The organism is Bacillus fungorum (assembly GCF_002746455.1).
Classification (GTDB): Bacteria; Bacillota; Bacilli; order Bacillales; family Bacillaceae_G; genus Bacillus_A; species Bacillus_A fungorum.
Window position 1 is genome coordinate 188,250 of sequence record NZ_NWUW01000008.1, and the last position, 25,531, is coordinate 213,780.

Annotated in this window: 26 protein-coding genes, 2 pseudogenes and 1 riboswitch; of the genes and pseudogenes, 6 read left to right on the forward strand and 22 right to left on the reverse strand. The window is 31.4% G+C overall.

Annotation, left to right across the window (positions count from 1 at the left end; all coding sequences use genetic code 11):
* Positions 1 to 2: 2 nt before the first annotated feature.
* Together CO726_RS14540 and CO726_RS14545 are read right to left on the reverse strand one after the other, a co-directional pair.
* Entirely contained in the window at positions 3 to 533 is a 531-nt protein-coding gene (locus CO726_RS14540) for a hypothetical protein (RefSeq protein ID WP_099684730.1), read from the reverse strand.
* 104 nt (positions 534 to 637) lie between these two features.
* A complete protein-coding gene (locus CO726_RS14545; protein WP_099684731.1) occupies positions 638 to 1,147 on the reverse strand; it encodes a GrpB family protein in 510 nt (169 codons plus the stop codon).
* A 127-nt stretch (positions 1,148 to 1,274) separates the two neighbouring features.
* Between CO726_RS14545 and CO726_RS14550 the strand changes: the two genes are divergently transcribed.
* Together CO726_RS14550 and CO726_RS14555 are read left to right on the forward strand one after the other, a co-directional pair.
* Complete coding sequence (locus CO726_RS14550; protein WP_099684732.1) at positions 1,275 to 2,156, forward strand: protein kinase family protein; 882 nt, start codon at positions 1,275 to 1,277, stop codon at positions 2,154 to 2,156.
* An 86-nt stretch (positions 2,157 to 2,242) separates the two neighbouring features.
* A complete protein-coding gene (locus tag CO726_RS14555) occupies positions 2,243 to 3,511 on the forward strand; it encodes a sensor histidine kinase (protein ID WP_099684733.1) in 1,269 nt (422 codons plus the stop codon).
* A gap of 92 nt (positions 3,512 to 3,603) precedes the next feature.
* Here the strand turns inward: CO726_RS14555 and CO726_RS14560 are convergent, their stop codons facing one another.
* From CO726_RS14560 to CO726_RS14575, 4 genes are all read right to left on the reverse strand, one after another.
* Entirely contained in the window at positions 3,604 to 3,711 is a 108-nt protein-coding gene (locus CO726_RS14560; RefSeq protein WP_000120182.1) for a YjcZ family sporulation protein, read from the reverse strand.
* Positions 3,712 to 3,846: 135 nt separating this feature from the next.
* Positions 3,847 to 4,647: an energy-coupling factor transporter transmembrane component T family protein gene (locus CO726_RS14565; RefSeq protein WP_136699639.1), complete on the reverse strand. Its 801-nt coding sequence runs from the start codon at positions 4,645 to 4,647 to the stop codon at positions 3,847 to 3,849.
* Positions 4,640 to 6,340 carry an ABC transporter ATP-binding protein gene (locus tag CO726_RS14570; protein ID WP_099684734.1) on the reverse strand — a complete coding sequence of 567 codons (1,701 nt, stop codon included), beginning with the start codon at positions 6,338 to 6,340 and terminating at the stop codon, positions 4,640 to 4,642. The genes CO726_RS14565 and CO726_RS14570 overlap by 8 nt, the downstream gene beginning before the upstream one ends.
* 10 nt (positions 6,341 to 6,350) lie before the next feature.
* Positions 6,351 to 6,899: an ECF-type riboflavin transporter substrate-binding protein gene (locus tag CO726_RS14575; RefSeq protein WP_099684735.1), complete on the reverse strand. Its 549-nt coding sequence runs from the start codon at positions 6,897 to 6,899 to the stop codon at positions 6,351 to 6,353.
* A 139-nt stretch (positions 6,900 to 7,038) separates the two neighbouring features.
* A riboswitch (SAM riboswitch) is annotated at positions 7,039 to 7,154 on the reverse strand.
* Between the two features lie 153 nt (positions 7,155 to 7,307).
* On the opposite strand from CO726_RS14575, the gene CO726_RS14580 reads away from it, so the two are divergent.
* Positions 7,308 to 7,988 (forward strand): aspartate/glutamate racemase family protein, encoded by a 681-nt coding sequence (locus tag CO726_RS14580; protein ID WP_099684736.1) that lies wholly within the window; start codon positions 7,308 to 7,310, stop codon positions 7,986 to 7,988.
* 48 nt (positions 7,989 to 8,036) lie between these two features.
* On the opposite strand, the gene CO726_RS14585 is transcribed toward CO726_RS14580, so the two are convergent.
* The 5 genes and pseudogenes from CO726_RS14585 to CO726_RS14610 all read right to left on the reverse strand — a co-directional run bounded on the left by CO726_RS14585 (position 8,037) and on the right by CO726_RS14610 (position 14,258).
* Positions 8,037 to 9,215 (reverse strand): macrolide family glycosyltransferase, encoded by a 1,179-nt coding sequence (locus CO726_RS14585; protein ID WP_099684737.1) that lies wholly within the window; start codon positions 9,213 to 9,215, stop codon positions 8,037 to 8,039.
* A gap of 296 nt (positions 9,216 to 9,511) precedes the next feature.
* On the reverse strand, positions 9,512 to 11,284 hold the full coding sequence (locus CO726_RS14590) for a PAS domain-containing sensor histidine kinase (RefSeq protein WP_136699641.1): 1,773 nt from the start codon (positions 11,282 to 11,284) through the stop codon (positions 9,512 to 9,514).
* Between the two features lie 472 nt (positions 11,285 to 11,756).
* Positions 11,757 to 12,608: a Cof-type HAD-IIB family hydrolase gene (locus CO726_RS14600; protein WP_099684739.1), complete on the reverse strand. Its 852-nt coding sequence runs from the start codon at positions 12,606 to 12,608 to the stop codon at positions 11,757 to 11,759.
* Positions 12,609 to 12,771: 163 nt separating this feature from the next.
* Positions 12,772 to 12,882 (reverse strand): annotated as a pseudogene (locus CO726_RS14605) (cysteine dioxygenase family protein); the annotation flags it as partial.
* A 161-nt stretch (positions 12,883 to 13,043) separates the two neighbouring features.
* Positions 13,044 to 14,258, reverse strand: a complete 1,215-nt coding sequence (locus CO726_RS14610; protein WP_099684740.1) for a cytochrome P450 — start codon at positions 14,256 to 14,258, stop codon at positions 13,044 to 13,046.
* Between the two features lie 140 nt (positions 14,259 to 14,398).
* On the opposite strand from CO726_RS14610, the gene CO726_RS14615 reads away from it, so the two are divergent.
* Positions 14,399 to 14,896 (forward strand): PadR family transcriptional regulator, encoded by a 498-nt coding sequence (locus tag CO726_RS14615; protein ID WP_099684741.1) that lies wholly within the window; start codon positions 14,399 to 14,401, stop codon positions 14,894 to 14,896.
* Between the two features lie 102 nt (positions 14,897 to 14,998).
* Here the strand turns inward: CO726_RS14615 and CO726_RS14620 are convergent, their stop codons facing one another.
* The 6 genes from CO726_RS14620 to CO726_RS14650 form a co-directional block, all read right to left on the reverse strand.
* Positions 14,999 to 15,154: a DUF1540 domain-containing protein gene (locus CO726_RS14620; protein WP_073515157.1), complete on the reverse strand. Its 156-nt coding sequence runs from the start codon at positions 15,152 to 15,154 to the stop codon at positions 14,999 to 15,001.
* A 70-nt stretch (positions 15,155 to 15,224) separates the two neighbouring features.
* Positions 15,225 to 15,857: a Vat family streptogramin A O-acetyltransferase gene (locus tag CO726_RS14625; RefSeq protein WP_099684742.1), complete on the reverse strand. Its 633-nt coding sequence runs from the start codon at positions 15,855 to 15,857 to the stop codon at positions 15,225 to 15,227.
* Positions 15,847 to 17,130 (reverse strand): MFS transporter, encoded by a 1,284-nt coding sequence (locus CO726_RS14630; protein ID WP_000106396.1) that lies wholly within the window; start codon positions 17,128 to 17,130, stop codon positions 15,847 to 15,849. The genes CO726_RS14625 and CO726_RS14630 overlap by 11 nt, the downstream gene beginning before the upstream one ends.
* Before the next feature lie 267 nt (positions 17,131 to 17,397).
* Positions 17,398 to 18,633 carry a cytochrome P450 family protein gene (locus CO726_RS14640; protein WP_099684743.1) on the reverse strand — a complete coding sequence of 412 codons (1,236 nt, stop codon included), beginning with the start codon at positions 18,631 to 18,633 and terminating at the stop codon, positions 17,398 to 17,400.
* A gap of 159 nt (positions 18,634 to 18,792) precedes the next feature.
* Positions 18,793 to 19,197: a hypothetical protein gene (locus tag CO726_RS14645; RefSeq protein ID WP_099684744.1), complete on the reverse strand. Its 405-nt coding sequence runs from the start codon at positions 19,195 to 19,197 to the stop codon at positions 18,793 to 18,795.
* 148 nt (positions 19,198 to 19,345) lie between these two features.
* Positions 19,346 to 20,350, reverse strand: coding sequence for a DUF1835 domain-containing protein (locus CO726_RS14650; protein ID WP_098761789.1), 1,005 nt, complete (start codon positions 20,348 to 20,350; stop codon positions 19,346 to 19,348).
* Positions 20,351 to 20,580: 230 nt separating this feature from the next.
* Here CO726_RS14650 and CO726_RS14655 point away from each other — a divergent pair, with 230 nt between their 5' ends.
* Positions 20,581 to 20,793, forward strand: a complete 213-nt coding sequence (locus CO726_RS14655; RefSeq protein WP_098761790.1) for a hypothetical protein — start codon at positions 20,581 to 20,583, stop codon at positions 20,791 to 20,793.
* 252 nt (positions 20,794 to 21,045) lie between these two features.
* Here CO726_RS14655 and CO726_RS14660 read toward each other — a convergent pair whose 3' ends face one another.
* The 3 genes from CO726_RS14660 to CO726_RS14670 all read right to left on the reverse strand — a co-directional run bounded on the left by CO726_RS14660 (position 21,046) and on the right by CO726_RS14670 (position 22,708).
* Positions 21,046 to 21,249, reverse strand: a complete 204-nt coding sequence (locus CO726_RS14660) for a hypothetical protein (protein ID WP_000878362.1) — start codon at positions 21,247 to 21,249, stop codon at positions 21,046 to 21,048.
* 139 nt (positions 21,250 to 21,388) lie between these two features.
* Positions 21,389 to 21,805, reverse strand: a complete 417-nt coding sequence (locus tag CO726_RS14665) for a DUF3995 domain-containing protein (protein WP_099684745.1) — start codon at positions 21,803 to 21,805, stop codon at positions 21,389 to 21,391.
* A gap of 129 nt (positions 21,806 to 21,934) precedes the next feature.
* On the reverse strand, positions 21,935 to 22,708 hold the full coding sequence (locus tag CO726_RS14670; protein ID WP_099684746.1) for a DUF3959 family protein: 774 nt from the start codon (positions 22,706 to 22,708) through the stop codon (positions 21,935 to 21,937).
* Positions 22,709 to 23,408: 700 nt separating this feature from the next.
* On the opposite strand from CO726_RS14670, the gene CO726_RS14675 reads away from it, so the two are divergent.
* Positions 23,409 to 23,888, forward strand: coding sequence for a VapA/VapB family virulence-associated protein (locus CO726_RS14675; RefSeq protein ID WP_099684747.1), 480 nt, complete (start codon positions 23,409 to 23,411; stop codon positions 23,886 to 23,888).
* Between the two features lie 66 nt (positions 23,889 to 23,954).
* Here the strand turns inward: CO726_RS14675 and CO726_RS14680 are convergent.
* Both CO726_RS14680 and CO726_RS14685 read right to left on the reverse strand, forming a co-directional pair.
* Positions 23,955 to 24,158 (reverse strand): annotated as a pseudogene (locus tag CO726_RS14680) (N-acetylmuramoyl-L-alanine amidase); the annotation flags it as partial.
* Between the two features lie 399 nt (positions 24,159 to 24,557).
* Positions 24,558 to 25,531: IS4 family transposase (locus tag CO726_RS14685; protein WP_099684749.1), on the reverse strand; the 974-nt coding region annotated here is incomplete at its 5' end.

The window sequence follows — 25,531 nt, forward strand, 5'->3', positions numbered from 1 at the left end:
TCCTATACAGTTAAATGGATGAGTAATCCTATCCCAAATATAATTGCAATAATCTGATGTGCTTTTCTATACAATATGAAGTTTGTTTTTTTATTACGTTTCTGTAAGGAAAATCCAACAATTCCTAGTATGATTAAAATGAAAAGAGAGAATATACCACTATAGAATATGAGTATATGCCGACTTCCTTTTAATAAAAAATAAACACCGTGAGTAATTGATACAGTTAATACAGCATATCCAATTAATACATGAAATTTTTTAATGAACAAATATAAATCTTTTATCAATTTAACCCCAATTATATTTTTCTTTTTAAAAAATAACCCTACATGACGTAAAAACCATAACGATACAGCTAAAATTGCCCCATACTCACCGAAAGAACCTAATTTCTTATTTAACCCTTTTACATTTAATACGTTTCCGTAAATTACATTAATAAGTAACAATGCTACACTACAAAAAATAATAGTAAAGCCTATAATTTTTACTAATAAATGAAAAGATTTATTTCTTAGTAGCTTTTCCATTTCATTTAAGCTCCTTTCTTAAAAAGCTTCTGTAACAAGCAGAATATCAAATAAAAAAGAAAGGAACATGAGAGGAAGATTAAAATAAAATGAGAATTTCAAGATTACTTAAATTTTTTAGCTTCCTTTATTATTTTTTGAATAAACGGTGCTTTTGCATTTGTATAAGAAACACGATCAAAAGGATAGGTAGCTGCAAGTCTCTCTTTTAATTCTCTATATTCTTTACGTGCCCATTCATGCTTTATTAGAAAGTCTCGAAATAAAAGATTGTTTTTCCATTCGTCACTATTATAAATATAAACATGTAAATGATGAGTACCCGCTCTCCATTTTCCCTTTCTAAAAAAACGCCAATTAGGTGTTTCTTTTGGAACATACTCATATCCAATTTTTAATAGCTTTTTAATCCACTTTTCGGTAATTTGCAAATCCGTTACACCAATCATCATATCTATTAGAGGTTTCGCTCCTAATCCTTCTACGGATGTACTTCCTATATGTTCAATAGCGATACACTCTCCTCCAATTAAAGAAATGAACTTCTCCTTTTCTATTAAATACTCCTCATGCCAATCTTTTTCATATGGTTTAATTACGATTTGTTGTTCCATTTTATTCACCCTCTTATAAGTGTTTATCATTATATTTGTAAAATTTCATGTGATTAACATAGGATTTTTACAAAATATGTCGAATACTGAAATATACAACTTAATTATAATAAATGCGAGGTAAATAATGAAAGATATTCCAGTTGAAATTCAGTTGAATCAAATAACATTCCAATTAAAAGAACATCATAATTTTGATTGGCTATTGAAATTAGGAAACGTATTTGCAGTTTTTGACCAGCAAGATTCAGGTAATCTATCTTTCGGTGTAGAAAAAGATGGGTGTAAGAAATTTATTAAATATGCCGGAGCACATACAATGGCATATAAGGGGAATACGAATGAGGCTATTGAAAGATTAAAAAATTCAGTTTCCCTATACGAGAAATTAAAGCATGACTCGCTTATAAAACTAATAGAACATTTTCCAGTTCAATCTGGATATGTATTAATTTTCGATTGGTTTGATGGTGAATGTCTTCATTCACATTGGAGTTTCCCGCCTCCTGAAAAATATACTAATCCAAGCTCTCCATTTTATAAGTTTAAACATTTATGTGTTAGGGAAAGAATTCAATCATTAAATTCCATTTTTTCTTTCCATGTTTATGTAGAAAAGAAAAACTATGTAGCGATAGATTTTTATGACGGTAGTATTTTGTATAATTTTCATACAAATGAGACGAAAATTTGTGATATTGATTTATATTCTAAAAAACCATACGTGAATAAAATGGGAAGATTATGGGGTTCCTCACGTTTTATGTCTCCTGAAGAATTCGAGTTAAATGCAATGATTGATGCAAGAACAAATGTATTTAACATGGGGGCGATGGCTTTCGCAATTTTAGGCGGTGAAAAAGATCGTTCCTTTATAAAATGGGAAGCGAGTAAGGAATTATATAAGATAGCCTTTCGTGCTGTAAATGAAAACCGAATTGAACGATATGTATCGGTTGAAACATTTTATGAAGAGTGGCTAAACGCGGCAAATGCTGAAAAGGTATAAACTTATAGTATTAAAAGCAAAAAGTTTCTACTATAATCATGTATAATATATGTGAAAAGGAAATTCAAAATAATGAGGCAAATATTATGAACTTTGTTTATATTAATCAAAACGTATTAAATAATCTTCTTTACATTTTAAGTAGTATATTTATTTTTTATTTTATATATGATAGCGGGCGTTATTTCAAGAAATATAAAAAACTACTTATTATACTTTGTACGAGTGTCCCTCTTATTTTATGTATGCGTTATCCTATCTATATGGATGAAAATTGTATTCATGATTTAAGACAAATACCGGTTATAATAGGTACGCTTTATGGTGGCTTCCCTGTAGGTATAATACTGTTTGCTATTTTATTAATTACAAGATTTTTATTTTATGGGTTTAATATGTTAACAGTACTAGTTTATGGCACAATGTTTATCATTACAGCATTCGCATCTGCAAAATTTAATAAGTATAATAGAAAAATTAAAGTAGCTTATGGAATGTTTTTAACATTTTTTCTAGTAATATTTACAACTGTAATTGTATTAACTTTATCAGATTTTGAAGTAAATAATTTATACATTATGTATTTCATAATATTACCAACTATTTTGATGTTGTTTGTAATTTATTTTAATGAAGTTTTAAAAGATGCAGTATGTATGCGATCTAAGATAATTAAAATGGAGAAAATGGAGATTGTTAGCCAACTCGCTGCTAGTATATCGCACGAAGTAAGAAATCCCTTAACTGTCGTAAAAGGATTTACTCAACTTTTAAAAACACCAAATTTAACTCCAGAATCAAGAGACAAATATATTGAACATATACTTGAAGAGTTACATCGTGCCCAAGGAATTATTGATGATTATTTAACGTTTGCCAAACCTGCTACTGAAAAATCAGATCATATTTCAGTAGAACAAGAGTTAAATCGAGTTATTAATATGATTTTACCATTATGTAATATGAATACAATACATATTACAAAAGATTTCTCTACGGCAACAATAGTTGGTAATAAACAGCACTTTCAACAATGTTTTTTAAACTTAATAAAAAACAGTATTGAAGCAATGCCTAATGGTGGTACTTTAAATATCTCCTCATCTATTAGTAGTAATAAAGTTATCATACGAATTGAGGATAGCGGAATTGGTATGTCACAAGAGCAAATAAATCGATTTGGCGAACCATACTTTAGTACAAAAACGAAAGGTACAGGTTTAGGTACAATGGTTGCTGTTAAGATCATTGAAACGATGCAAGGTAGTTTAAAAATCCGAAGCGTTATTAATAAAGGCACAACTTTGACAATTACATTGCCGAAATGTAATACGAACTCATCTGAAAACAAATAAAAAAGGAACATAATTGCTCCTTTTTTATTTGTTTCGATACATAAGTATCTTTTATATTTTTTAAGTTTACATTTGTGGAGACTAATTAGAAATTAGTACCCTCCGCCCCAGCAGCTACATCCAACGATAATTAATAAAATAAATAACACAACTAATAAAGCGAAACCTCCACCAAAACCACAAGAACCACCGTAACTCATATTTTCTCCTCCTTTTGGTTTGAAAACTAATAGGTAGTTGATCATTTTAACTGGTTCGTATTATACATTATGTAAATATCCCTTTTTTGAGCATGTCTATATAAAAATAAGTAAAAGCACTCATTTGAGAGTGCTTTAAAATGGATACCAAAAGTTTTGAAATACATGTAACTTTAAATATACTGCAGCAATTAAAATAAAAACACCTACAAATAAAGCAATGAAATCCCCGCTTTTCGCTTTATTTGTATAAAACCACGTACGTGTATCCTTTTTTCCAAATCCTCTTAAATCCATTGCATTTGAAACTGTATCGATTCTCTCTAAAGAATGAATAATTAAAGGCCAGAAAATTAAGAAACGGTTTTTCATGCGAATCCATAAACTTGCTTCTCCTTTTTCAAAAGCTACTCCTCGCGCCTCTTGGGCATGTTTAATAACTTGATATTCGGACTGAATATCAGGTATATAACGTAATGCAATATTTATTGCATAAGTAATCTTATAATGAATTCGAAATTTACTTAAGCTACTCACAAATTTGCTTGGATCAGTCGTATAAATAAAAATAAGTGTAAATGGTAATAACGTAAAATACTTTAACGAAAGTGTAGCTGCATAAAATAATGTTTCGTATGTAATTGTTGCATATCCAATATACACAAATGAAGTATATGATCCGGTTAATTCAGATCCATGGGTTGGTGTAATCAATAAAATCATGACAGAATTTAACAAACTAAATGTAAATATAACACTAAAAACAATAAAAATTTTACGAAATGGAATTTTAGCAACTAGAAGTCCAATGCATCCAATTATAAACACAAATAGCAATATGCGAAAATCAAAAAATAAAAAAGTAAGTGTCATACAAAAAATAAATAGCAACAATTTCACTGCCCCGTCCATGCGATGAAAATATGTATTATACACCTTCCTCCCTCCTAATATCATCAAAATAAAGTTCCATAAATTTTTCAGGATTTGCAATACCACTAAATTTAACGAGTTTGAATAAAGAACTCTCCTTTAAATTCGCTCTTTGTAACGTTTCTGCATGTCCTAATACAATAGACGCGGTATTATTCGCAATAATTTCACCTTCATGTAGAACTATTGCTCTGTCTGCATATTCTAATGCGAGATTCATATCGTGTGTGATAAAAATAAAAGACATTCCCTTCGCAGCTAGTTTTCTAATACACGTCATAAATCGTTTATAATGATAATGATCTTGTCCGGCTGTCGGTTCATCTAATATGATCAGTTTTGGATTTGTTGTAAGTACAGATGCAATCGTTAATCTCTTTTTTTGACCATAGCTTAATGCCTGAATTGGCCAATTTCGAAATGGATACAAGCCACAAATTTTTAATGTTTCCTCTGCTCTAAGCTTAATTTCTTCCTTCGAAAACTTTTTTAATTTTAACGAAAATGAAATCTCTTCCATTACAATAGCTTGTGTAATCATATGGTTTGGATTTTGCATCACATAAGATATAACCTCACCACGTTTACGAATAGACCAAGAATTGATATTTACTCCATCAATTAAAATCCTATCATTGTTTGTTTTGTTTATCCCTATAAGACTATGAGCTAGTGTTGATTTTCCAGCTCCATTATGACCTAAGAGTGCTACTATTTCACCTTTATATATAGAGAAATTTACATTGTCTAATACTTTTTGTTTATTAGGATATGAGAATGATAAATTCTCTACTTTCAATAATTCTTTTTTTGTAGGAGTATCTTTACCAAAAGCTTGCTTCTCCATCCAATCATTTATTACGCCACTAACACTTTCCCTTTGAAGATTTTCAAGTGGGTATATTACGTCATTATTACTATCAAAATGCAATTTCTTTAATCCTTCTATATACATAGGTTCTCTTAATCCGATAGATGGTAATATATTTGATGCCAAAATTTTTTCTGGTGTGCCTATCGCAACAATTTCCCCTTCATCAATTAAAATGATTTTATCTAAATCTAGGTTTAACATTTCTTCTATTCGATGTTCAATTATTACAATTGTTTTATTATATTGCTTATGTATATTTTTAATAAGTTCAATTGTATGTAAGCTGCTAGCTGGATCTAAATTTGCTAACGGTTCATCGAACAATAATATATTAGCATTTGTTGTTAACAGACCTGCTAAAGAAACAGTTTGTTTTTGCCCTCCAGACAATTCATGCGGACTTTGTTTATGAAAATTATGCATCTTTACCTTTTTTAATGATTCCGAAACAATCTTTTTCATATCATCTTCACTTACGCAGTCATTTTCTAAATAAAAAGCTACATCTTCCTCTACTGTAAGACCAATAAATTGTGAATCTTGATCTTGCAAAATTGTTCCAACCTGTTTACTCTGTTCAAAAATACTTCCTTTCCTCGGGTCTTTTCCGTCAATTAAAATAGTACCAGTACTAGTCCCTTCATAAGAAAATGGGATTAGCCCATTAATACAATGAGCTAATGTTGATTTCCCTGAACCACTTCGTCCAGCAATTAGCACTTTTTCCCCAGGATATATATGAAATGTAATGTCTTTAACAGTAGGCTGCGCTGCATGCTTATATTGAAAGTTGAATTGTTCAAAAGAAATAATTGGTTGCATGTTAACATCCCTACTTTTCAATTTTTAAATGTGTATGTTTCTTATTAGATTTAGCCAGCCCTATTGTAATTGGCAATCCAAGAACTAAAAATACAATAACATCAGCAATTGTTGCACCTAATACTTGTATAACAATTTTGTCAAACGGTTCTCCCATCACAATAATATCGAATGCCCCAGCAAATATAATAGCAATGACAATACCAATTAACCCAGTAATGGCTAAATAAGAAATATCTCCTTTATTATATGTCCCATTTTTCACACTAAAGCCAACTCTTTTTTGAATAAGCCCCATTGCAAAGCCGATAATGCCTGAACTAAAAACCCATCCCCACCAAATACCCCAGCCAGCAATTGTATCTGTTACGGTATGACCGATAAGTCCTATTAACAGTCCTGCCACTGGGCCAAATAACGCTCCAAAAACGGTTAAAATAGCTAATGCAGGTTTAATAAATGTATTTGGTGCAATAGAAAATCCCCAAAGTCCTAATATCCCGTATAATGCTGCTCCAATTCCGATTGCTACTACTAATTTTGTTGATAATTTGTTCATTACAATTCCCCTCTCTTAATAGTCAACTTTTATTACTCTATATTTATTTTGAAAATGAATTATGCATCGACACTCCCTTTCTATACAACAAAAAATGACCTCTTACATAAGAGATCATTTTCTTTCACGTTCAAGAATCCTCTTATCTTCAAAAAAACACATCGTGTTCTCTGCGGAATTAGCACCTTCCTATACAGTTACATAGGGGTTGCTGAGGTTTCATAGGGCCGTTCCCTCCACCTCTCTGGATAAGTATTAATTTGTAATTCGTATTATGGCATTAAGAAGTATAAATTTCAATACTTTTCTAATTATTTTTATTTTTTGTTTAACAGCACATTTAAATCATTGTATTCTTATCGGAATTATGAAATAATAAATTAAAAATAGTTACGGGAGGAATGTACGATGAAAGTAATCGGTTTAATTGGTGGACTAAGTTGGGAATCTACATCATTATACTATAAACATATTAATACACTTACACTCTCTCAATATAATCAAAATGCAAAGCTTGTTTTATATAGCATGGACTTTGGTGAAGTAACTACTTTATTACAAAATCATCAATATGAAGAAGTGAAAAACGAATTAGTCACCGTTGCAAAAAAGGTTGAAAAATCTGGAGCTGATTGTTTATTAATCTGTTCCAATACGGTCCATTTATTTGCTGAAGAAGTAGAAAATGCAATATCCATTCCACTTCTTCACATTGGTGATGTAAGTGCTAAAGAAATGGTAGAACAGAATATAAAGCGTATCGGACTATTGGGTACGAAACAAACGATGGAACAAGACTTCTATAAATCACGACTAGCGAATTATAACATTGAGACAATCATCCCAAATAAAGAGGAAAGAAATTTTATTCATCATGTTATTTTAAATGAATTAAGTAAAGGAATTATTTCAGAAACATCAAAAGAAAAGCTATTACAAATTACAAAATCATTGATTCAAAATGGTGCAGAAGGTATACTACTAGGCTGCACCGAAATACCATTGCTCATTTCTCAAAACGACCTTACTGTTCCTGTTTTTGATACTGCTTTTTTACATGCAAATACTGCTGTGCAGTTTGCAGGATAATCATATAAAAGCATAAAGGTAGAGCCTCTATGCTTTTATATTGCCACACTATTTATTTAACAGAGATTTGATAACTGTGATCGCTTCTTTTGAACCACCACATTCTAAAAAACTATCTTTCAGCTTTCGTATACCATGCTTATACTTTTCATTTGAAAGAACGTCTGTTACGGCTTCTTTTAAAGTTTGTACATTAACATACTCTTTCATTAACCTATGTGCTGCTTCCAGTTCGGTTAATCTTTGTGCTATCATTGGCTGGTCTTTATCATGTGGAATTATAACAAATGGGACATTAAAATAAATGGCATCGTGTACGCTATTCATGCCGCCATGTGTAATAAAAACATCTGCTTCACTTAATACTTCTGATTGAGGTACGTATGGAGCAATTATAAAATTATCTGGCGCTTGCTTTATTTTTGAAATATCATTTCTATCACCAATTGCCATTACGACTACCCCCTCAAAATTTGAGAAAGCGTCAATGCAAGTATTAAAGAATGGTTCAAGCCCTTCAAGAAGCGTTCCCATTGAAAGGTAAATAACTTTCTTATCTTTAAGTAATTCAAGTGGAAATTTTATATTTGTTTTCCGCCTTACAAAACTCGGTCCAATAAAAATATTCTTTTCTCCGAATGAATTGCTATTAGGTTGAAAATAGCGACTTGTATACACGAGAGTAATATCTCCCTTGTTATGCATAAATTGAAGATTATTTTTAGGCTTTACTCCAAATTCATGTTCCATTTGATATAGTAACTGTTCAGAAATTTCATCAGGTTGGAATGGTATTTCTGCATTTGGATGAAAAGGTAATGTCTCCAAAAATTTTGGAGACATTAAAAATATAGGTGAGGACACTACACCTGGAACTTGTAAATACTCCTTTACTAACTCTCCCGCACCAAATATATCATAAATTACGAAATCAAAATTTATGCTTTCACATAATTGTTTTGTAATTTCTAATATATATAAAGAAGTTTGAACATGTACATGAAAGAAAGCATTTAACCCAGATGAAGTTTCAGAATCAATAGAAATCTCCTTTAATAGATCCGGATGAGTATGTACAGTAGCTCCTAAATCTTCAATTCTATCCTTAAAGTTTGCCGTTGTAATATAATGTACGTTATCCCCTTGTTCAGTAAATGCTTTTACTAAACTTAATGTAGGGTTTACATGTCCTTCTGCCGGAAAATTAACCACTAAAATATTTAGCACTTATTTCTCACTCCTTACATTTCAATGCTCTTATTAATCATACTGTAATTATTATCGTCAATCTTCCCCTAATAGCCCTAATATACTTGCTACTGTAGATTGATAAATAATTATCAGTTATTTAATTAAAAAAGGCATCTACATAAGTAGATGCCTAACCGTGATAAGGAGTGTTCTGTGAGGTTAGAATAAGCTTTTCAGCTTGTCCTATGCTATCAATATATGATTTATTTTATAAAACGTGAATAGTTAATAGAATTATTTTTTTCGCTTTTATACCCTATTTTGCAAGTAGTTCACGAGTTAATAATAGATCTATCGTCACAAGTTGATAGAGATTTTTTATTCTGAGCTTTCGGCAAATAAATGGTTACTGTTGTCCCGACACCAACCTCACTCATAATACTTATATTCCCTTGATGACTTTCAATAATTTTATAACTTAACATTAATCCAATACCGGTCCCTTTTTCTTTCGTACTATAAAAAGGTTCACCTAATCTTTTAATTCTTTCTTCAGGTATTCCTATTCCTTTATCTATTACACTAATAATGATACCATTTTTACCTATTTCTTTTATGTGAATTGAAATTCTCCCACCATCTGGCATAGCTTCGATTGAATTTTGCAAAATGTTAATAAATACTTGTTTCAGTTGATTTTCTGAGCATTCAATGATTATATCTTTGGAATCTGTATATAATTCAACTTGAATATTTGTCATAATTGCTTTTGTATTTATTAATGAGACGACATTTTTAAATATTTGATAAATCTTTTTCTTTTCGGTACTTATTTCTTCTGTTTTAGCAATCGACAAAAACTCTTGAAGAATCGCTTCTATTCTTTCAATTTCAGAAAGCATTAGATCAAAATATTTTTCTTGATCTTCTTTATTAATTTGAAATAACTGTATAAACCCTTTAATGACTGTTAATGGATTCCTAACTTCGTGAGCTACACCAGCTGCTAATTGACCGATTGCTGCAAGTGTATCTGATTTATTTAGCAATTCTTCTGTCTTTTTTCGCTCTGTAATATCCCGTACAATAATCATAATTTTATCATGCAATAACGGTAAACATCTTGCTTCAAAGAAATCGATACTTTCATTAATTGTAAGTGGATATTCAACAATTACATTCGTTCCTTTTTCTTTCACTTGACAAATTGCTTCTTGAAATTTTTTTGCTACTGAAGATGGTAATACTTCGTAAAACTTTTTTCCCATAAAAGCTTCTGCGGGTACGTAAAATTTTGTAGGGGATCCTGCTTTATAATCAATAATTGTTCCATCATCTTCTGTTAAGAAACATAAATCCGGTAAAGCTTGAAAAATTAATTCCAATTCAGACGTTTGTTGTTTTAATTTCTCTTCTATTGCTTTTAAATGTGTAATATCTACACCAACAGCCCAATAGCTAAATCCACTTACAGGAAACTGTTCTGATATATTGGACCACATTATCGTTTTAATTTCACCATTTTTACATGTTAAGCGCATTTCCCAATCTCTAAAGTTCTTTCCACGAGTCAAAAACTTCTTTTGTATCTCGTGACGATAATCATGATCAGGATACAGTAATCGAAGTGCGTTTGGATTTCCAATTACCTCTTCTGCAGTATATCCTGTTACAATTTCACATTCACGATTCCACAAAACAAAATCTCCATTATAATCAAGTGCATCAACCATAACAGGCATGTTTTGTAAGATTGTATGTAGTTCCTCCTCTTTTCGAGTAAGTAACGTTGTATTTTTACTTTGAAGTCCTTTCATTACTCCACCTATAATTAAATTTGAAAGCATTTCAAAGTATTTTTGACAATTGAAAATTTCGCTTTTCTGAGACCATACAACAAAAGATCCTAAATATTGATTGTATAAAAAAATGGGGATTTCAATTTTGGGAAGTTTACATATTTTCTTTTCATTTATTCCAAATGAAAATATACATTCTTTTTCAGCATCAAGAAGTTGATGTGATATGTTGGTTAATTGATAAAATTGTTCTGCCATGGTTTCTATTGTACTCACATCAATAAGTTCCATTAGCCGCGCATTCATTCCTTTTTCACCTCAATATGTAAAATTCATACAAATTTAAAATTCATACTTCTCCATTATACGAAGAATGTGTCTGTAGGTATATAGCTGAAGAATAATTATTCGCACAAATTTTATTTTTCAATTAAAATCATAAAAAGAATATCCGTTCAAATTGAAACTCTAATTAGTAAGCTTTATTCATCTCCAATTGATTATTATCCGATCCAATCATGATTTTTTTGTTGTACGAACTCTCCTTAACATCCTTACATTCGTTGATTTTTGACATGGATTCATACTCAGTAGTAGTATAAAAATACATTAAATATAAAGTTCATAAATTTTTCATAATTGTCATGAAAAATATAAACATTTATTCCAATATATTCTATATAATAAAATGTAATAAGGCTTCTATGAATCTCATAGAATACCTTACCCCTAATAAAAAGGAAAAAAGAATCTATTTAGATTCTTTTTTCTTTTTCTATTACATTACATATTTATATAAAGCATGTGCGACACCGTGTTCTTCATTAGTCAATGTTTCGTATTGGCACATCGCTTTTATTTCTTCAACTGCATTTCCCATTGCAATTGATATATTTGCTTTTTCCATCATGGATACATCGTTCAGCCCATCACCTATCGCTACAGTATTTTCAACTGGAATATTCAGATGTTCTGCTAAAGTATATAGTCCATTTCCTTTTTGAGCGTCTCGATGATTAATCTCTAAATTATGCCAATATGAAGATGTAATTGCTAAATCAGTATTATGCAGAAATGTTTCTTTTAACTTTTTTAATTTTTCCATGTCATAAGAAAATGGTAAAAGCTTATGCACATGTATATCTGTTTCTATAATTGGTTTACAACTTTCTGCACTAAGAAATGCTGTATGTTCAAGGTATAATGCTGCAATCGTTTCCAACTCATTCAAGTCGATATTTTCATTTGAATTTTTCACATACTCAATTTCATTACGTACACTCTCTACCCCATATTCCGGTACGTACACACCTTTATTAGTATACAGCTGATAATATAAGCCATTTTCTTCAAGATAATTCACAATCTCAAGCGCCTGTATATTTTGAATTGGATATCTCTTCATCATTTTTTTATCATTATATATAAGCGCACCATTTTCGGCAATAATTGGACACTCTAAATTCACTTCTAACAACAATCGTTCAATATCGACGATAGAACGACCTGTACAAATTGCCACAACATGGCCAGCTTCCTGACATTTTCGAATTGCTTCTGCATTCTCTTTACTAATCATTTTGTTACCTGAAAGAAGAGTTCCATCTAAATCAATTGCGATTAATTTCATTATTTCTTCACCACTTTCTATATATACACGAGCTCATATTAAATGAAAGGTATCGTTTTCATACCGATCTCGTAAAGTACTCCTTATTTATAATTTATGAAAAGCGTTTCAGGTCAAGAAATAATTATAAATAAAATCCAAAGCAAGAGCTTTGGATTTTAAACTATGAATTATAATGAATATATTTTGTCTCACACGTGTATACATTCTTTTTTTTAGTTGGGACGTATACGTTAAACTTTTCTAAACGTTTTCCATAAACATGAATTGTTACAGATTTAATAAATGCTTGAAACGTTTTACTTCCATTACACGTTAACATAAGTATCCTCCTCTACTCTTTTTTGACACACTTCCATACTAAATAACCTGACAAAAATTTACAATTGAGAAATAAAAAACAAGGTACAGTAAATTTTCACCTTGCTAAACGGTTTATTGAGCCTTTAAGCGAATAGGTAAGAATTTTAAAGTTTGTTCATTTTCCAACATACATTGTTCTAAATTGAACGATGGAGATAATGCTATCTTTTCAAAAGCATTTATAAAGGTAGTTAATGCAATCTCAGCTTCTAAACGTGCAAGTGGTGCTCCTAAGCAAAAGTGAGGACCTTTTCCAAAGGTTAAATGCTTTTCATTTCCTGTTCGATGTACATTAAATTGAAAGGCTTGTGAAAATTTTTTCTCATCTAAATTCGCTGCACTAACCCACGCAACTACCATTTGATCCTTTTTCATTAAAGGGCCAAATATATTGGTGTCCTCTGTAATTCTCCTAGCTAATGTAACGGGAAAGCGATAGCGTAATACTTCCTCAATTGCTTTTGAAATTAAATTAGGTTCTTTTCTTAACTCTTCATAAATTCCAGGTGAATCTACTAAAAAACAATAAAAGCTATTAATAATTAAATTTGTAGTGGTTTCATTTCCAGCCGCTAGTAAACCTAATGAGAAGGTTACAATTTCTTCATCGGTTAATCTTTCGCCTTCATATTCAGCTCGAATTAAATCAGAAATGATATCATCGGTTAAATGATATCTCTTTTCCTGAACAATCGGTAGAAGATATACTTTAAATTCATTTAATGCTATCTCTTTCTCGGCATCCAGATCATTAAACTTTTCTTTACTATACGGCATAAATAAAATATCAGACCATTCTTTAATTTTTTTACGATCTGTTGTTGGGACTCCTAATAAATCAGAAATAACGGTAACGGGTAAAGGGGCTGCAAACTGTTCAACGATATTAACTTCATTACACTTTTCAATATCTTTTACAAGTTCATCTGCGATAGCCTGTATTCGAGGTTTCCATTGTTCTAAACTTCTTGGAGTAAATGCTTTAGAAACGATAGAACGTACATTACGATGTTCTGGTGGATCAGTAGAATTGATATTTATTCGAGTTTCTAAAGGAGGGATTGAGAATTGTCTTCGCTCCCTTCTACTTGAAAACAGGCGATAATCTGATAAAACACGATTTACATCCTCATACAAAAAGACATTCCAAACATCTTGCTCTTCATCATAATGTACTGGGTGATTATCCCTCATAAATTGATACCACTCATACGGATTCCACAATTCTTCTTTCGTTTTCAGCTTTGAAATTTCATGAACTAAAATCACATTTTCAGGCGAAGCCATAGTTCTTTCCTCCCTTTTCTTTTACAATAAAAGTGATAGGTCGGTAATTCAAAGTTGTATAATCTAACATATGTTATTTTAACATATACTAAAGGGGATTGTTCGTAAGAGAACTTGAGAAATAAATAAGGGGGATTTTTATGTATGTTGATATTTTATTACTGGCAGAATTGACGTCAGGACCAAAATATGGGTATGAAATAAAGAAAAATATCCAAAATCGGCTAGGAGAGAATTTTGAATTAAATCATAATATGCTTTATCCTTCTCTTCGACGTTTTGAGAACATGGGGGCTATAACGAAAAAAGTACATACACAAGTCGGTAAGCCAAACCGAAATATGTACGACATAACTGAAACAGGAGAAGAAATCTTTTCTGAAATGTTACGCGAGTTTCCCGAAAAACTCGCGACAAACAATGTAGAATTTCTTGTTCGTATCGCGCTATTTGAAAAACTGGATTATGAAGCTAGAAAAGAAATTTTAACAATACGCCAAGACATACTACATAAACAACTTACTGCTATTCAATCTCTAGATGCTAGCTCATCTTTTATTACAGAAGTCATTGAATTTAGTAAATCACGTATTGAACATGAATTGCTCTGGATTACATCACTTATGAAGAAAATATGAAAAAATAAAAAGAAAAGTTAAAAACAATGAATGAAAATGAGATTTATTATCAATAATATAATTAATAAAAGGGTAACCACGATTTGGCTACCCTTCAAAAATTTATATTTCCGGATCGAAAGTTTTGCAATCTGTTTCTTCTGTAGTCGATGCTTGTTTCCCTTTATGACTTACTACATAAATTGCGTCAGCGCTACATTTATTGCCGTTAGCCCAAAATTTACAATTGTTTACTTCACATAAAACGTCTTGTGCCATAGTATCACACCTCCTTGTTCTATTATCATTAACAAAATTCGGAGGTATGATACTCTTTGTCATGCATTTTTCATTCCCTTTTTAGTTTTCTTAATGGCTCTATATCCCCTGGTACAATAGCACCTATATTTTCAGTTATTCTTTCAATGTCAAAATGCCACCATTGAATTTGCAATAATTCTTCTATTATTTCATTTGAAAATCTCTCTTTTATTTTATTTGCAGGGTTTCCACCAACAATTGTATATGGTGCGACGTCTCTAGTCACAACAGATTTAGCTGCAATGATTGCACCATCCCCTATTTTTATTCCGGGCATAATTGTTGTATCCATACCAATCCAAACGTCATTTCCTATAACTGTATCACCTTTATAAGGTAAATCAGACAAACTAGGTGTATACTTCTCCCACCCATTTCCAAATATATTAAATGGATATGCTGAAAATCCATCCATTCGATGATTAGCTCCGTTCATAATAAAGTTAACTCCAGATGCAATACTGCAAAAATTCCCAATTGTAAGACAACCCCCCAGAAATTCATAATGATGTAATATTCGATCTTCAAATGTTTCTCCATCTTTTGCATCAAAATAAGAATAGTCACCAACAAGTATATTAGGTTTTGTTATTGTATTTTTTATAAATTGAACGTTTTGATTTCCTTCAATAGGGTATTTAACATTTGGATTAGGATTCATTTTGTACGGCACTTCCTTTACCACTTATTTCACTTTCTACCGCTATTACTGGCTTTAAATTGTATATAGGTAAAATAAACAATAATCCAATTATAAAAAGTAAAGCCGTCCCTTCATACATCATACTTAACGAAAACATCTCTTTTAATGAACCAGCTATACTCATCGTTACTACCATTGAACCGGTAAAAAGCGGACTTAAAATACCATTTACACGACCTATAAAATCAGTATCGCTATTTTGAATAATAAGTGTATTAATACCAATTTGGATACAAGGAAGAGCTAAACCACTAAAAAGCTGCGCTGTAAGTGTCACCCATAAATTTGTGGAATATCCTATAATGCCAATACCAATTGCTTGACCAAGCATACCGATAATTAACATCTTTTGCGGAGCAACGTTTTTCGCAAATACCATCGCTAATGCTCCGCCAACAATCATTCCTGCACCATTTACTGTTAATAGCCACTGTAAACTCTCTTTTGATAACCCTAACTGCTCAGTCACAATAAATATACCTAATGGCTGAATTAATCCTATACCTAGTCCTGCAGCCATAAAACAAAGCCCTAGCAAAGTTAATGCTTTTTTCTTTTTGACATACTTAATACCATCCTTCATCTCCTGTAACAGAGTGATATCTTTCTTTTCTACGTCGTTTTCAAGATCTTTCGGAAGAAATAACAATACAACTGCCGCAAGTAAAAACGAGATACCTGTTATGATGATTGAAATATAAATTCCAAAACTATGAAAGATAAATGTCCCTAGGATTGGTCCTAATACCATAAATATTGCAAATATCGTTTGATATATAGACATCGCTAATTGAATTTGTTCCGTTGATAAATGTTGTTTAAACAACTTCATTCCAGATGGTTGTGAAAACTGTGAAAGGATTGCAGAGATGAGTGTCACAAAAAACACAATTTTCCACGTTCCAAACATAAGCGTAATTAATACAGCGAATACTGAAATGGAACTTAACGTTTCACACCATATCATTGTCTTCTTTGGCTTCCACCTATCAGCAAAAGTACCGCCAATAAATGAAAAAATAAAAATTGGAGCGAATTCAGCAACTGAAATCATTGAAATAGCAAAAGCATCACCTTTTGTCATTTCCATTACATATAGTAATACCGCAAAGTTTCGAACCCATATTCCTATTTGTAAAAATAATGCTGATGCTAAAATCCCTTGAACAAACCGATTTTTTAATACTTGTGATACCCCATTGTTTTGTTTCGTTACTACATTTGTCGACATAAAAAAGCCTCCTATTTCATGTTCTGAACAGGAGGCAGCACAAATCATATAAAAAGACTATATATTCGCAGAGCGAACTACATCCCTTTTCTATAAATGTACAGACTAACCCTATTCAGAAGAATATTTCGTTTTTTAACGAAGATCTCTTACAAATAGAATTAGTTGATCATTGGGATGTCTTCACCCTTCCGTTTCGAATTTAAATAACACATACATACTCTATGTAAATCATTTTCGATGTATGCATGTCTCCTTTTAACTATTCTAGAAAGTTAAAGGCAATTCCTCTAAAGAACGCATTAAATAATTACCTTGCCATTTAATTTCTTCACGATTCCCTTTTATTTTTAGTTCAGGCATTCGATTAAACAAAGTAGTAATAGCAATCTTTGCTTCTAACCTCGCAAGTGGAGCTCCTAAGCAGAAATGACTACCATGACCAAAGGCAATGTGACGGTTGTTCTCCCGTGTAATATCAAATTTTTCTGGATTTTCAAATACTGTTTCATCACGGTTCGCTGAAGCCAATGCGATAATAACCATATCTCCTTTTTGTATTGTTTGATGGTGAATTTGAAAAGGTTCTGCTGCCCATCTTGCAGTTGTAACCTCAACTGGAGAATAATAACGCAATCCTTCCTCAATAGCCGAATCAATTAGTTTTGGATTATCTTTTAATAACTGTAATTGATTTGGATTTTCAAGAAGTGCTAATACCGTATTTGTAATTAAATTCACTGTCGTCTCATGTCCTGCGACAATTAATAGCATTATCATTGAATATAGTTCCCGAGCGCTAAGTTTATGCCCTTCACTCTCTGCAAGTATTAAAGCACTCACCAAGTCTTCTTTTGGCTCTTTTCTTTTAATATCAACTAAATATTGAAGATATGTAATAAATTCAGATAGTTGTTTTTCGGTCTCTTTTATTTCTTCAGGTATTTCTGGTGATGCAATAACAGCATGAGACCAAATTCTAAATTTCGCTTGATCTTCTTTTGGAATACCGAGCATCTCGCTTATTACAATAATTGGTAATGGAAATGAATAATCATCCACAAGATTTAATGTACCTTTTCGCTCTATATCACTTATCAAATCATCTGCTATTCTCTGAATTCTTCCGTCTAATTGTGCAATCATCTTCGGTGTAAAAGCTTTTTGAACTAAAGATCGTAAACGACTGTGGTTAGGTGGATCTGAATTTAGCATATGTGTTGTTAAGTGGTCACTATTATCAACGGAAAGATACATGTTCTTTATATCTTGAGAAAACACATTTGTCCAATCTTTTTTTAAACGATTATCTTTTAAAAGTGGCAGAGCATCTTCATATCTAGTAATGAGCCATTCTTTACCGATTTCAACTTGGTTTACAAATAATATAGGTTGTTTTTTTCGCGATTCTTTATAAATTTCATACGCATCTTCTTTAAACTGAGCTGAAGCTAAATTAATGCCATCCTCTATGCTTAACCCAACTTTGTTTTTCATTGACATTGTATTCCCTCACTCTCATTTGTTTTTGAAAACCAACCAACATATGCATTATACTCTAATAAAAACGTGAAAATTGTAAATTTTTAATCAAAATCTTACTTCGTATATTGAAAAATAAAAAAGTGAGAGAGTAAAATCGTTTTACTCTCCCACTTCTCTTTATGCGAAGCACATAAAATTACTAATTTGTTGATAGCGATAACTTACTTTACGACGACGACCACCTTGCCAAGTGTAACCTGATACTCCGTTTCTTCTCACTTCAGTCGGAAAGAACCATAAATCTCTTCCAAAAGGCCCAGGACGATGTAAACGTAAATAGCCCCATTTTCCTAGACAGTTGCACATCCAGGATTTCATATTGCCTGCTTGTGCTGGAGACGCAAATGTAGATGGTAACGATGGCGCTTGGGACGGTGGTGGTGACGTTGGAGCATCTTCCGCATCATCTGGTCTATAATCTTCTTGTTCCACATCTCTCACTTCATTTGTAGATTCATACCCGTAGTTTTGTGGATTATAATACATCCCTTGATCATATGGATAATTTTGTTGGTTATACATATTAACAAACCACCTTCTTTTCATTCATTACCTTTAACATTCATATGTGATATGCCCTCTATAGGAAGCTTATGTATAGCCTAAATTCAATAAAAAATAAAGCTCGTATTTTAAAAATACGAGCTTTTTCATAAAAAGAATAGATATATTATTTTCTCAACTTCACACTATAAAAACGCATTTCATTTAACGAACCTACAAATTCAAATACTTCTTGTTTAATTAATTCCTTTAAGCGATATTCTAAAAACGTATCGCCAACTAACTGCTCTACAAGACCAAGTGCTTCACCAATTACTCTAGGGGCTTTTAAGAATTCTCGATCAGCACCTATACTTTTCGCGCATTCAATGATAAATTGATCAAAATAATCTTCTTGTACAGAATGCACATCATTTTCTTTCCAAACTCTTAAAAGTTCCCTTTGATCAGATAAATGGTTCCACCCATTTTCAAGAGTTACTCTGCTTTCTGTAGTTAAATATGGTAAATCTACAAAGTTTCTGTGTAAAGCAGCTAAACTTTCAGGTGATAATTCTCCCGTCCCACGAATAGCATACGTTTTATTTAATATTTCTGTGCTCGCTTCAGATGTATTCATGATTCGAATATTTTTCTTATCTTTTAATTGTGTAATTGCGAAACAAAGTCCTACATGTTCATGTGCGTTATCTGCCTTCCAAATAGTAATCGGTGTTTCATTGGGAATTGAATGTAGATCTTCTAAAGTTTCCTTAAATCTTGGTAAATACTCTTCTTCAAAATAACAATCATAAGAAGTTAAGTTATTTAATAACCACTCTTTTCTTGCTAATTGGCCTTTATTCATATGTAATTGATATATGGGACCAATTGAAAAGAATTCAGAAAATGAAACCACACTCTCCTCGAGTAACCCTTCCTGTTTCAACATATATTTTAAACAACCAGCTGTTGAATCATCAAAAGCGATATGAATGTGTGTACTTTCTTCTAAATTCTTTTCCAGAGTTGTATGATTCGTCAATTGCTTAGGGATACTCGTTAAATTTTTTATCATATCTTCGTTATAATTCCCGTCTAATACATCTAGCTGTATTAGAATACTTTGAAGTAAATGTTTTGCTTCATCTTCGTACATATCTTCTACAACATTTTTGATTTTATCTATCATATATATCCCTCAATTCATTTCAAACATAACGTAGATTATAGTGTATCATTTTAGTATTGTACTTTAAAAGTTTTTTTAAAGTACAAGCATTTATTATTCAGATTACTACAGCTATCTACTTTTTCGATAAAATCTCTCCCTACAATTCTTAATTACTAAATATCCTTTTGTAAATCCTTTTATTTAAATGTATAATTATATAGAAAATAAAAAATATAGGAGCTATATGTATGGAGAAAGTATTTACTACTTATAAACATTATTTAAAAAATTGGAGATTTATATTAATTTGTATATTACCTACTATCGCCTTTTTATATGCTTTCGATGTCATCCTTGAATTACTATTTCATCAAGATTTCTATTTATCTAACTTAATTTTTGCTATTATATTATTTTTAATATTTATTAACGTTAAAGATACGTTTAAAATTAAAAGTTAAAGAGCAGGATAAAAAAGAGCACCCTGCAATTAGATGCTCTCATGTGATAGAGGGTTTTTCTGAGTATTAAGTAGGACTCGAATCGAAGGTCTTGTCCCACTATATAATATATGCTTGTACTTATTTTATTGTGCATCTATTACACATCAAATGTATACGTATTGATAAAAATTCTGCTTATATATTCATTGTACAAATTATCATATTTATAAATAAAAAACATCCCTGTGGATGTTTTTTATTTACCAATTTTTAAGCTTCCATAAACTTAGCCGGTACACCAATTTTTTCAACTACAGAAGATATATTAGTAGGATTAATCATTACATTTTCAATACTAACTAATTTATTTTCTAATAGCCCATTCTCTGTAGTAATAAGTTCTTCAAACCGATCTAGAGTCATCGAGAATTTGTGTTCACTTCCGCCATTCATACATACTTTTACATACTTCATAGTGTCACCGCCTTTCATAATAATCTATATTTCGATAAGAAGACGCTTACATCCTTTTTATTTACCCCTAGATTTTTCACTTTTACATTTGCCAATTCACGTTTATTTTATTTTGAAGAAAACAGCCAATATTTTATATTCACGTTATAATTGCTAGTAAGAATGATAAAGATAAAAATGCACAAAGTGGTATATATAAAGCAGTATCCATTCTAGCAAATTGGGTATCTTTTTTTCGCTTTAAAATACCAAAATAATGAAACTCACCAATTACTCTTATGAAAAATACAATCATACATACCCAGGATCCCACTTGAACAATAATATTAGGAAATGCAAAATGAACAACATTTGTTTGTTGTAATAAAATCATTGCTGCCATACTTAATAATAACGCAATGAGCAATGTCATTCCTGCACCTGGTATAAACGCCTTTTCTCCAGATTTGGTTGGAATGACACTATTTGTCGCCCACTTACCTCCGAAAGCCCAGTAAACATGTAAAAAGCTAACTAAAAATAATATACAGACAGAAATATATGTAATAATAAGCATTTTGTCCTCCCATTATTTTATTTAAGCCCTCAACTATAGAGTATGCTACTATTTCCACATTAGCAATCTATATTTAATTACATAAAAAACCCTTTAATGATAAATCATTAAAGGGTTTACTAAAATTTCTTATGCATTATACCTATTTTTACGACGCTCCATCCTCGTTTGTCCTTGAGCAGTACCTTCTTTATATTGATGTATTTGGCCTGTCACTTCATATGTTGCAGCTGAAGCTGGTTCTTCGTAATTATGCTCACGTATTTTTTCTGGCGTTTTTTGTTTTGATGCTTTTCCACCAAACTTAATTAATTTCATCTTAATTTTCGGTAATCTTGGAAGTGGAATCTTAAATGATAATTTTTTTCTTTTCTTTTTTTGTTTAAATAGATTTATATTTTCTTTATTACCATTTTTCTCTCTGCGGTGAATTAACATCGCAAGTAATCCACCTAATATAAGTCCTCCAACTAACAGTAGAAGATATAAGTAATGACTTGTCATTAAACTCGACATACGTTCAAGTATAACTAACGACTGTACTTCTTTAATATCCCATAGTAAAGCGGCCCATAATGCGAATAAACCGAAAGTAAGTCCATATGTACGAAAACGGAATAAACATGGGATTAAAGCGATACAAGCGGCAATTTTCGCATTCGCTATTATTGAACTAGTTGAAATATCTTGATGCCAAATGACTAACAATAGTGTAATAAATGACGCATACGCTATCCAGCTACATATACGTGAATATATTTTTTTCGCAAAATAACTACCGAAACTAGTAAAAAATAATAGGCCTCCAATATATAAAGATTGTTCTAGTGGGATTTGCTTTAAAATTCCTGCAACTGGAAAGAGGCCGCTTAATAGCATTAATAGCACATCTAATTTTTTCACAATTCCTCATTCCTTTCAAATTTCTTTTGAATCAATTCATATTGCTTTTCCATATGATGTAGATTTTGTATTTCTAAAAAACATCTTAATCCTGTATGTAAATAAAGTAAATACATAAAAGAAAAGATACATGACAAAGGATATCCTTATTTACATGAAAAAATGACAAATCCTGACCGATATAATGAGCAGGATTTGTCTATTATTTTTTAAAGTAGAATTATTGAATCTTTCTTTTCTCTTTTTATAACATCTACATCCAATTCATCATCAAACTCTTTAAACTCTCTTGCATCTATATCCGTCATATCACGAATGATTTTATGAGCATTTCGCATAAGTATGATTTAACTGATTAAAGCTGTTTTCAAAGACGACATATCAGCGATAATTTATGTCTATTCTGTATAGGTGTTAGCAAGTTCGTTTGCAAACTTGTTAGCACTTTTTTATTTTTCTTCTATTACATAAACCATCACAAAACTTCATATTTAACTACTAACTTTTCTAATCTCCCTCTGTATTCAGTAACTGTTTATAAATTAGCATAAACTGTTCATGGTTTTTAAAATTTCACTTTCTATGAGCAGTCCAACTCCAAGGTATTAAACATGTCCTAAAAATGGTATAAAAAAAATAACAGTAAATACTTATTCCTGTGAAGTATTCAGCAATTAATTTAACTTATGGAGGTAGTATAATGGATGAAAAACCTAATGTTTCCCAACTCGAAATGGATGAAAGGGTTGCTAGAGACTTAAAACAACTCTTAAATGGTACGTTAAAACCTGAAGAAATTGATCGTATGATTACCCAGGCCAAAACTAATACAAAGTATCATGCTGAGTTTCGAGCACTAGGTGCTATATTTTATACACATTATTGGGTATGGACACCGGATGCAGACTCCCCCTATGCGAAATTTAATGGTGATGCTGGTGGAATAAATGGAATTGGACAAGCAGGTGAAGGTGACATTTACACCAATGATAGAGAAGCTTTAATCAATAATACAACCAGTTTTGCTTATTTAGGTGTTGCTGGAGTATACTTTTCTATATACTTTTATGATAAACATTCTAATTTACTCGGTCATTTTCAAGCTGGTGGTATCGGTACTGCTGGAGCAGGTGGTGGTACTGGTAAATGGACTCGAACTCCACCAGAGCTAAAGGATTAAGTTAAAGAAGGTTAATTATATTATTCTCTGAAGAAGGAGGCTTTCCACTAAGAAATAGCCTCCTTATTATTTAGTAACTACATAACCTGTACTTGTTGTAATATAAAATGTTTCATCTTTGCTGTTATGTACCTTGTATTGTGACGATCCATTGACAGTTACCTTTGCATCAATCGTAAATCCTAATCCTGCATCTACAGAACCTGTCACGTCTTTATCTTGCCAAGATGGGGCATCATAGAAATACAGATTTTTAAATTTAGATATTAAGAATGATTTTATGTGCATTTCCTATAAGTATGATTTAACTGATTAAAGCTATTTTCAAAGACGACATATCGGCGATAATTTATGTCTATTTCGTATAAGTGTTAGCACTTTTTATATTACTTCTTTTACACATCACTCGCACTGTCATTATGGCGAAAACCATCAATTAAAGAAACAAATTATAATAGGCGCTTCCTTAACGTACAGAATTTTTTTCTTTCTCAAATTTTTCTTAGGCTGTAAAAATTCGTGTTTTGTTGGTACTACCCCATCGCTATCAAGCTAAGCTCATACAACGTCAATTAAAGTAGAGGTTGTTTCTTTTTTATAAAATTTATGTGTAGGGAACCTAAAGATTTGCACACGAAATAAACCCTAACGGGTTTCATTTTTTTTGAATTAAGCCGCTTGATTATCAGACATGGTACAATTGTAAACGACACCTAATATATCAAAGACTGTTTTCTTCTCATATCGATGAGATTTTCTCCCGTTTTGCTGTAGGAGGTTGAACAGGCGAATTAGAATCTTTGATAGCTCTTGGGTGTCTTTCTGTATTGCTTGGAAAAGAAGAAGAAAGTAATCTTTAATCATATATATGGCCTTATATTCACTCAGTTCTCGTTTCTTTTTCATAAGAAGCAATTGCCGCATTTGAAACATGGTAGAAGAACAAAGTAAAATGGCAATCAGTTGCCCATACAAATGGCATTCCAATCGTTCTTGTTTTATCTTTTTACAATGATGAATATGAAAGAATGATTTCCACGTTTTAAATAAAATCTCGATTTGCCAACGTAAAGAATACCAATCATGTACTTGTCCCATTGGGACAATATCTATAGGAGTATTTGTCATATATACATTGATACCACTTAGCCGTTTACTACGAGCAGAATATTTCATTCCTTTCTTTTTTTCTCTTACCGTTTGATCGTGTAATCGTTTTTGTTGTTGTTCTTTTGTTAGTCGATGAACAATCACACGAGTTGGTACTTTATCAGTCATTCCTACATAAGCGTCGGATATTTCATACGTTTGTCCTGGCTGAAGAGAGTTCATTAAAACCTCCATATCTATTTGGATATACTCTGTACCCTTCTTAATTCTGCCATCTTGAAAATAATCAGGGTTTGGATTTTTTTGATAAATACGTGTATTCGATTTGATACGTGAGATATAATAAGCCTTTTGATCTTGTATATGTTGAAGATCTTTCAAATGAAAATAACCTAAATCTCGGATACATAAATCATTCGCTTTTACAGTTGGGGCACACAGGGAACCGTAGGTTCGATCATGTTGTTTACCTGGACCTGTATGAATATGAAGGAATTGTCCACTTAATAAATCATATTCAAGCTGTATCTTTA

What these genes read in the sequence shown, in the direction of transcription:
- CO726_RS14540 (WP_099684730.1), bottom strand. Translation starts at nt 533, where the DNA reads ATGGAAAAGCTACTAAGAAATAAATCTTTTCATTTATTAGTAAAAATT.
- CO726_RS14545 (WP_099684731.1), bottom strand. Translation starts at nt 1,147, where the DNA reads ATGGAACAACAAATCGTAATTAAACCATATGAAAAAGATTGGCATGAG.
- CO726_RS14550 (WP_099684732.1), top strand. Translation starts at nt 1,275, where the DNA reads ATGAAAGATATTCCAGTTGAAATTCAGTTGAATCAAATAACATTCCAA.
- CO726_RS14555 (WP_099684733.1), top strand. Translation starts at nt 2,243, where the DNA reads ATGAACTTTGTTTATATTAATCAAAACGTATTAAATAATCTTCTTTAC.
- CO726_RS14560 (WP_000120182.1), bottom strand. Translation starts at nt 3,711, where the DNA reads ATGAGTTACGGTGGTTCTTGTGGTTTTGGTGGAGGTTTCGCTTTATTA.
- CO726_RS14570 (WP_099684734.1), bottom strand. Translation starts at nt 6,340, where the DNA reads ATGCAACCAATTATTTCTTTTGAACAATTCAACTTTCAATATAAGCAT.
- CO726_RS14575 (WP_099684735.1), bottom strand. Translation starts at nt 6,899, where the DNA reads ATGAACAAATTATCAACAAAATTAGTAGTAGCAATCGGAATTGGAGCA.
- CO726_RS14580 (WP_099684736.1), top strand. Translation starts at nt 7,308, where the DNA reads ATGAAAGTAATCGGTTTAATTGGTGGACTAAGTTGGGAATCTACATCA.
- CO726_RS14590 (WP_136699641.1), bottom strand. Translation starts at nt 11,284, where the DNA reads ATGAATGCGCGGCTAATGGAACTTATTGATGTGAGTACAATAGAAACC.
- CO726_RS14600 (WP_099684739.1), bottom strand. Translation starts at nt 12,608, where the DNA reads ATGAAATTAATCGCAATTGATTTAGATGGAACTCTTCTTTCAGGTAAC.
- CO726_RS14610 (WP_099684740.1), bottom strand. Translation starts at nt 14,258, where the DNA reads ATGGCTTCGCCTGAAAATGTGATTTTAGTTCATGAAATTTCAAAGCTG.
- CO726_RS14615 (WP_099684741.1), top strand. Translation starts at nt 14,399, where the DNA reads ATGTATGTTGATATTTTATTACTGGCAGAATTGACGTCAGGACCAAAA.
- CO726_RS14620 (WP_073515157.1), bottom strand. Translation starts at nt 15,154, where the DNA reads ATGGCACAAGACGTTTTATGTGAAGTAAACAATTGTAAATTTTGGGCT.
- CO726_RS14625 (WP_099684742.1), bottom strand. Translation starts at nt 15,857, where the DNA reads ATGAATCCTAATCCAAATGTTAAATACCCTATTGAAGGAAATCAAAAC.
- CO726_RS14630 (WP_000106396.1), bottom strand. Translation starts at nt 17,130, where the DNA reads ATGTCGACAAATGTAGTAACGAAACAAAACAATGGGGTATCACAAGTA.
- CO726_RS14640 (WP_099684743.1), bottom strand. Translation starts at nt 18,633, where the DNA reads ATGTCAATGAAAAACAAAGTTGGGTTAAGCATAGAGGATGGCATTAAT.
- CO726_RS14645 (WP_099684744.1), bottom strand. Translation starts at nt 19,197, where the DNA reads ATGTATAACCAACAAAATTATCCATATGATCAAGGGATGTATTATAAT.
- CO726_RS14650 (WP_098761789.1), bottom strand. Translation starts at nt 20,350, where the DNA reads ATGATAGATAAAATCAAAAATGTTGTAGAAGATATGTACGAAGATGAA.
- CO726_RS14655 (WP_098761790.1), top strand. Translation starts at nt 20,581, where the DNA reads ATGGAGAAAGTATTTACTACTTATAAACATTATTTAAAAAATTGGAGA.
- CO726_RS14660 (WP_000878362.1), bottom strand. Translation starts at nt 21,249, where the DNA reads ATGAAGTATGTAAAAGTATGTATGAATGGCGGAAGTGAACACAAATTC.
- CO726_RS14665 (WP_099684745.1), bottom strand. Translation starts at nt 21,805, where the DNA reads ATGCTTATTATTACATATATTTCTGTCTGTATATTATTTTTAGTTAGC.
- CO726_RS14675 (WP_099684747.1), top strand. Translation starts at nt 23,409, where the DNA reads ATGGATGAAAAACCTAATGTTTCCCAACTCGAAATGGATGAAAGGGTT.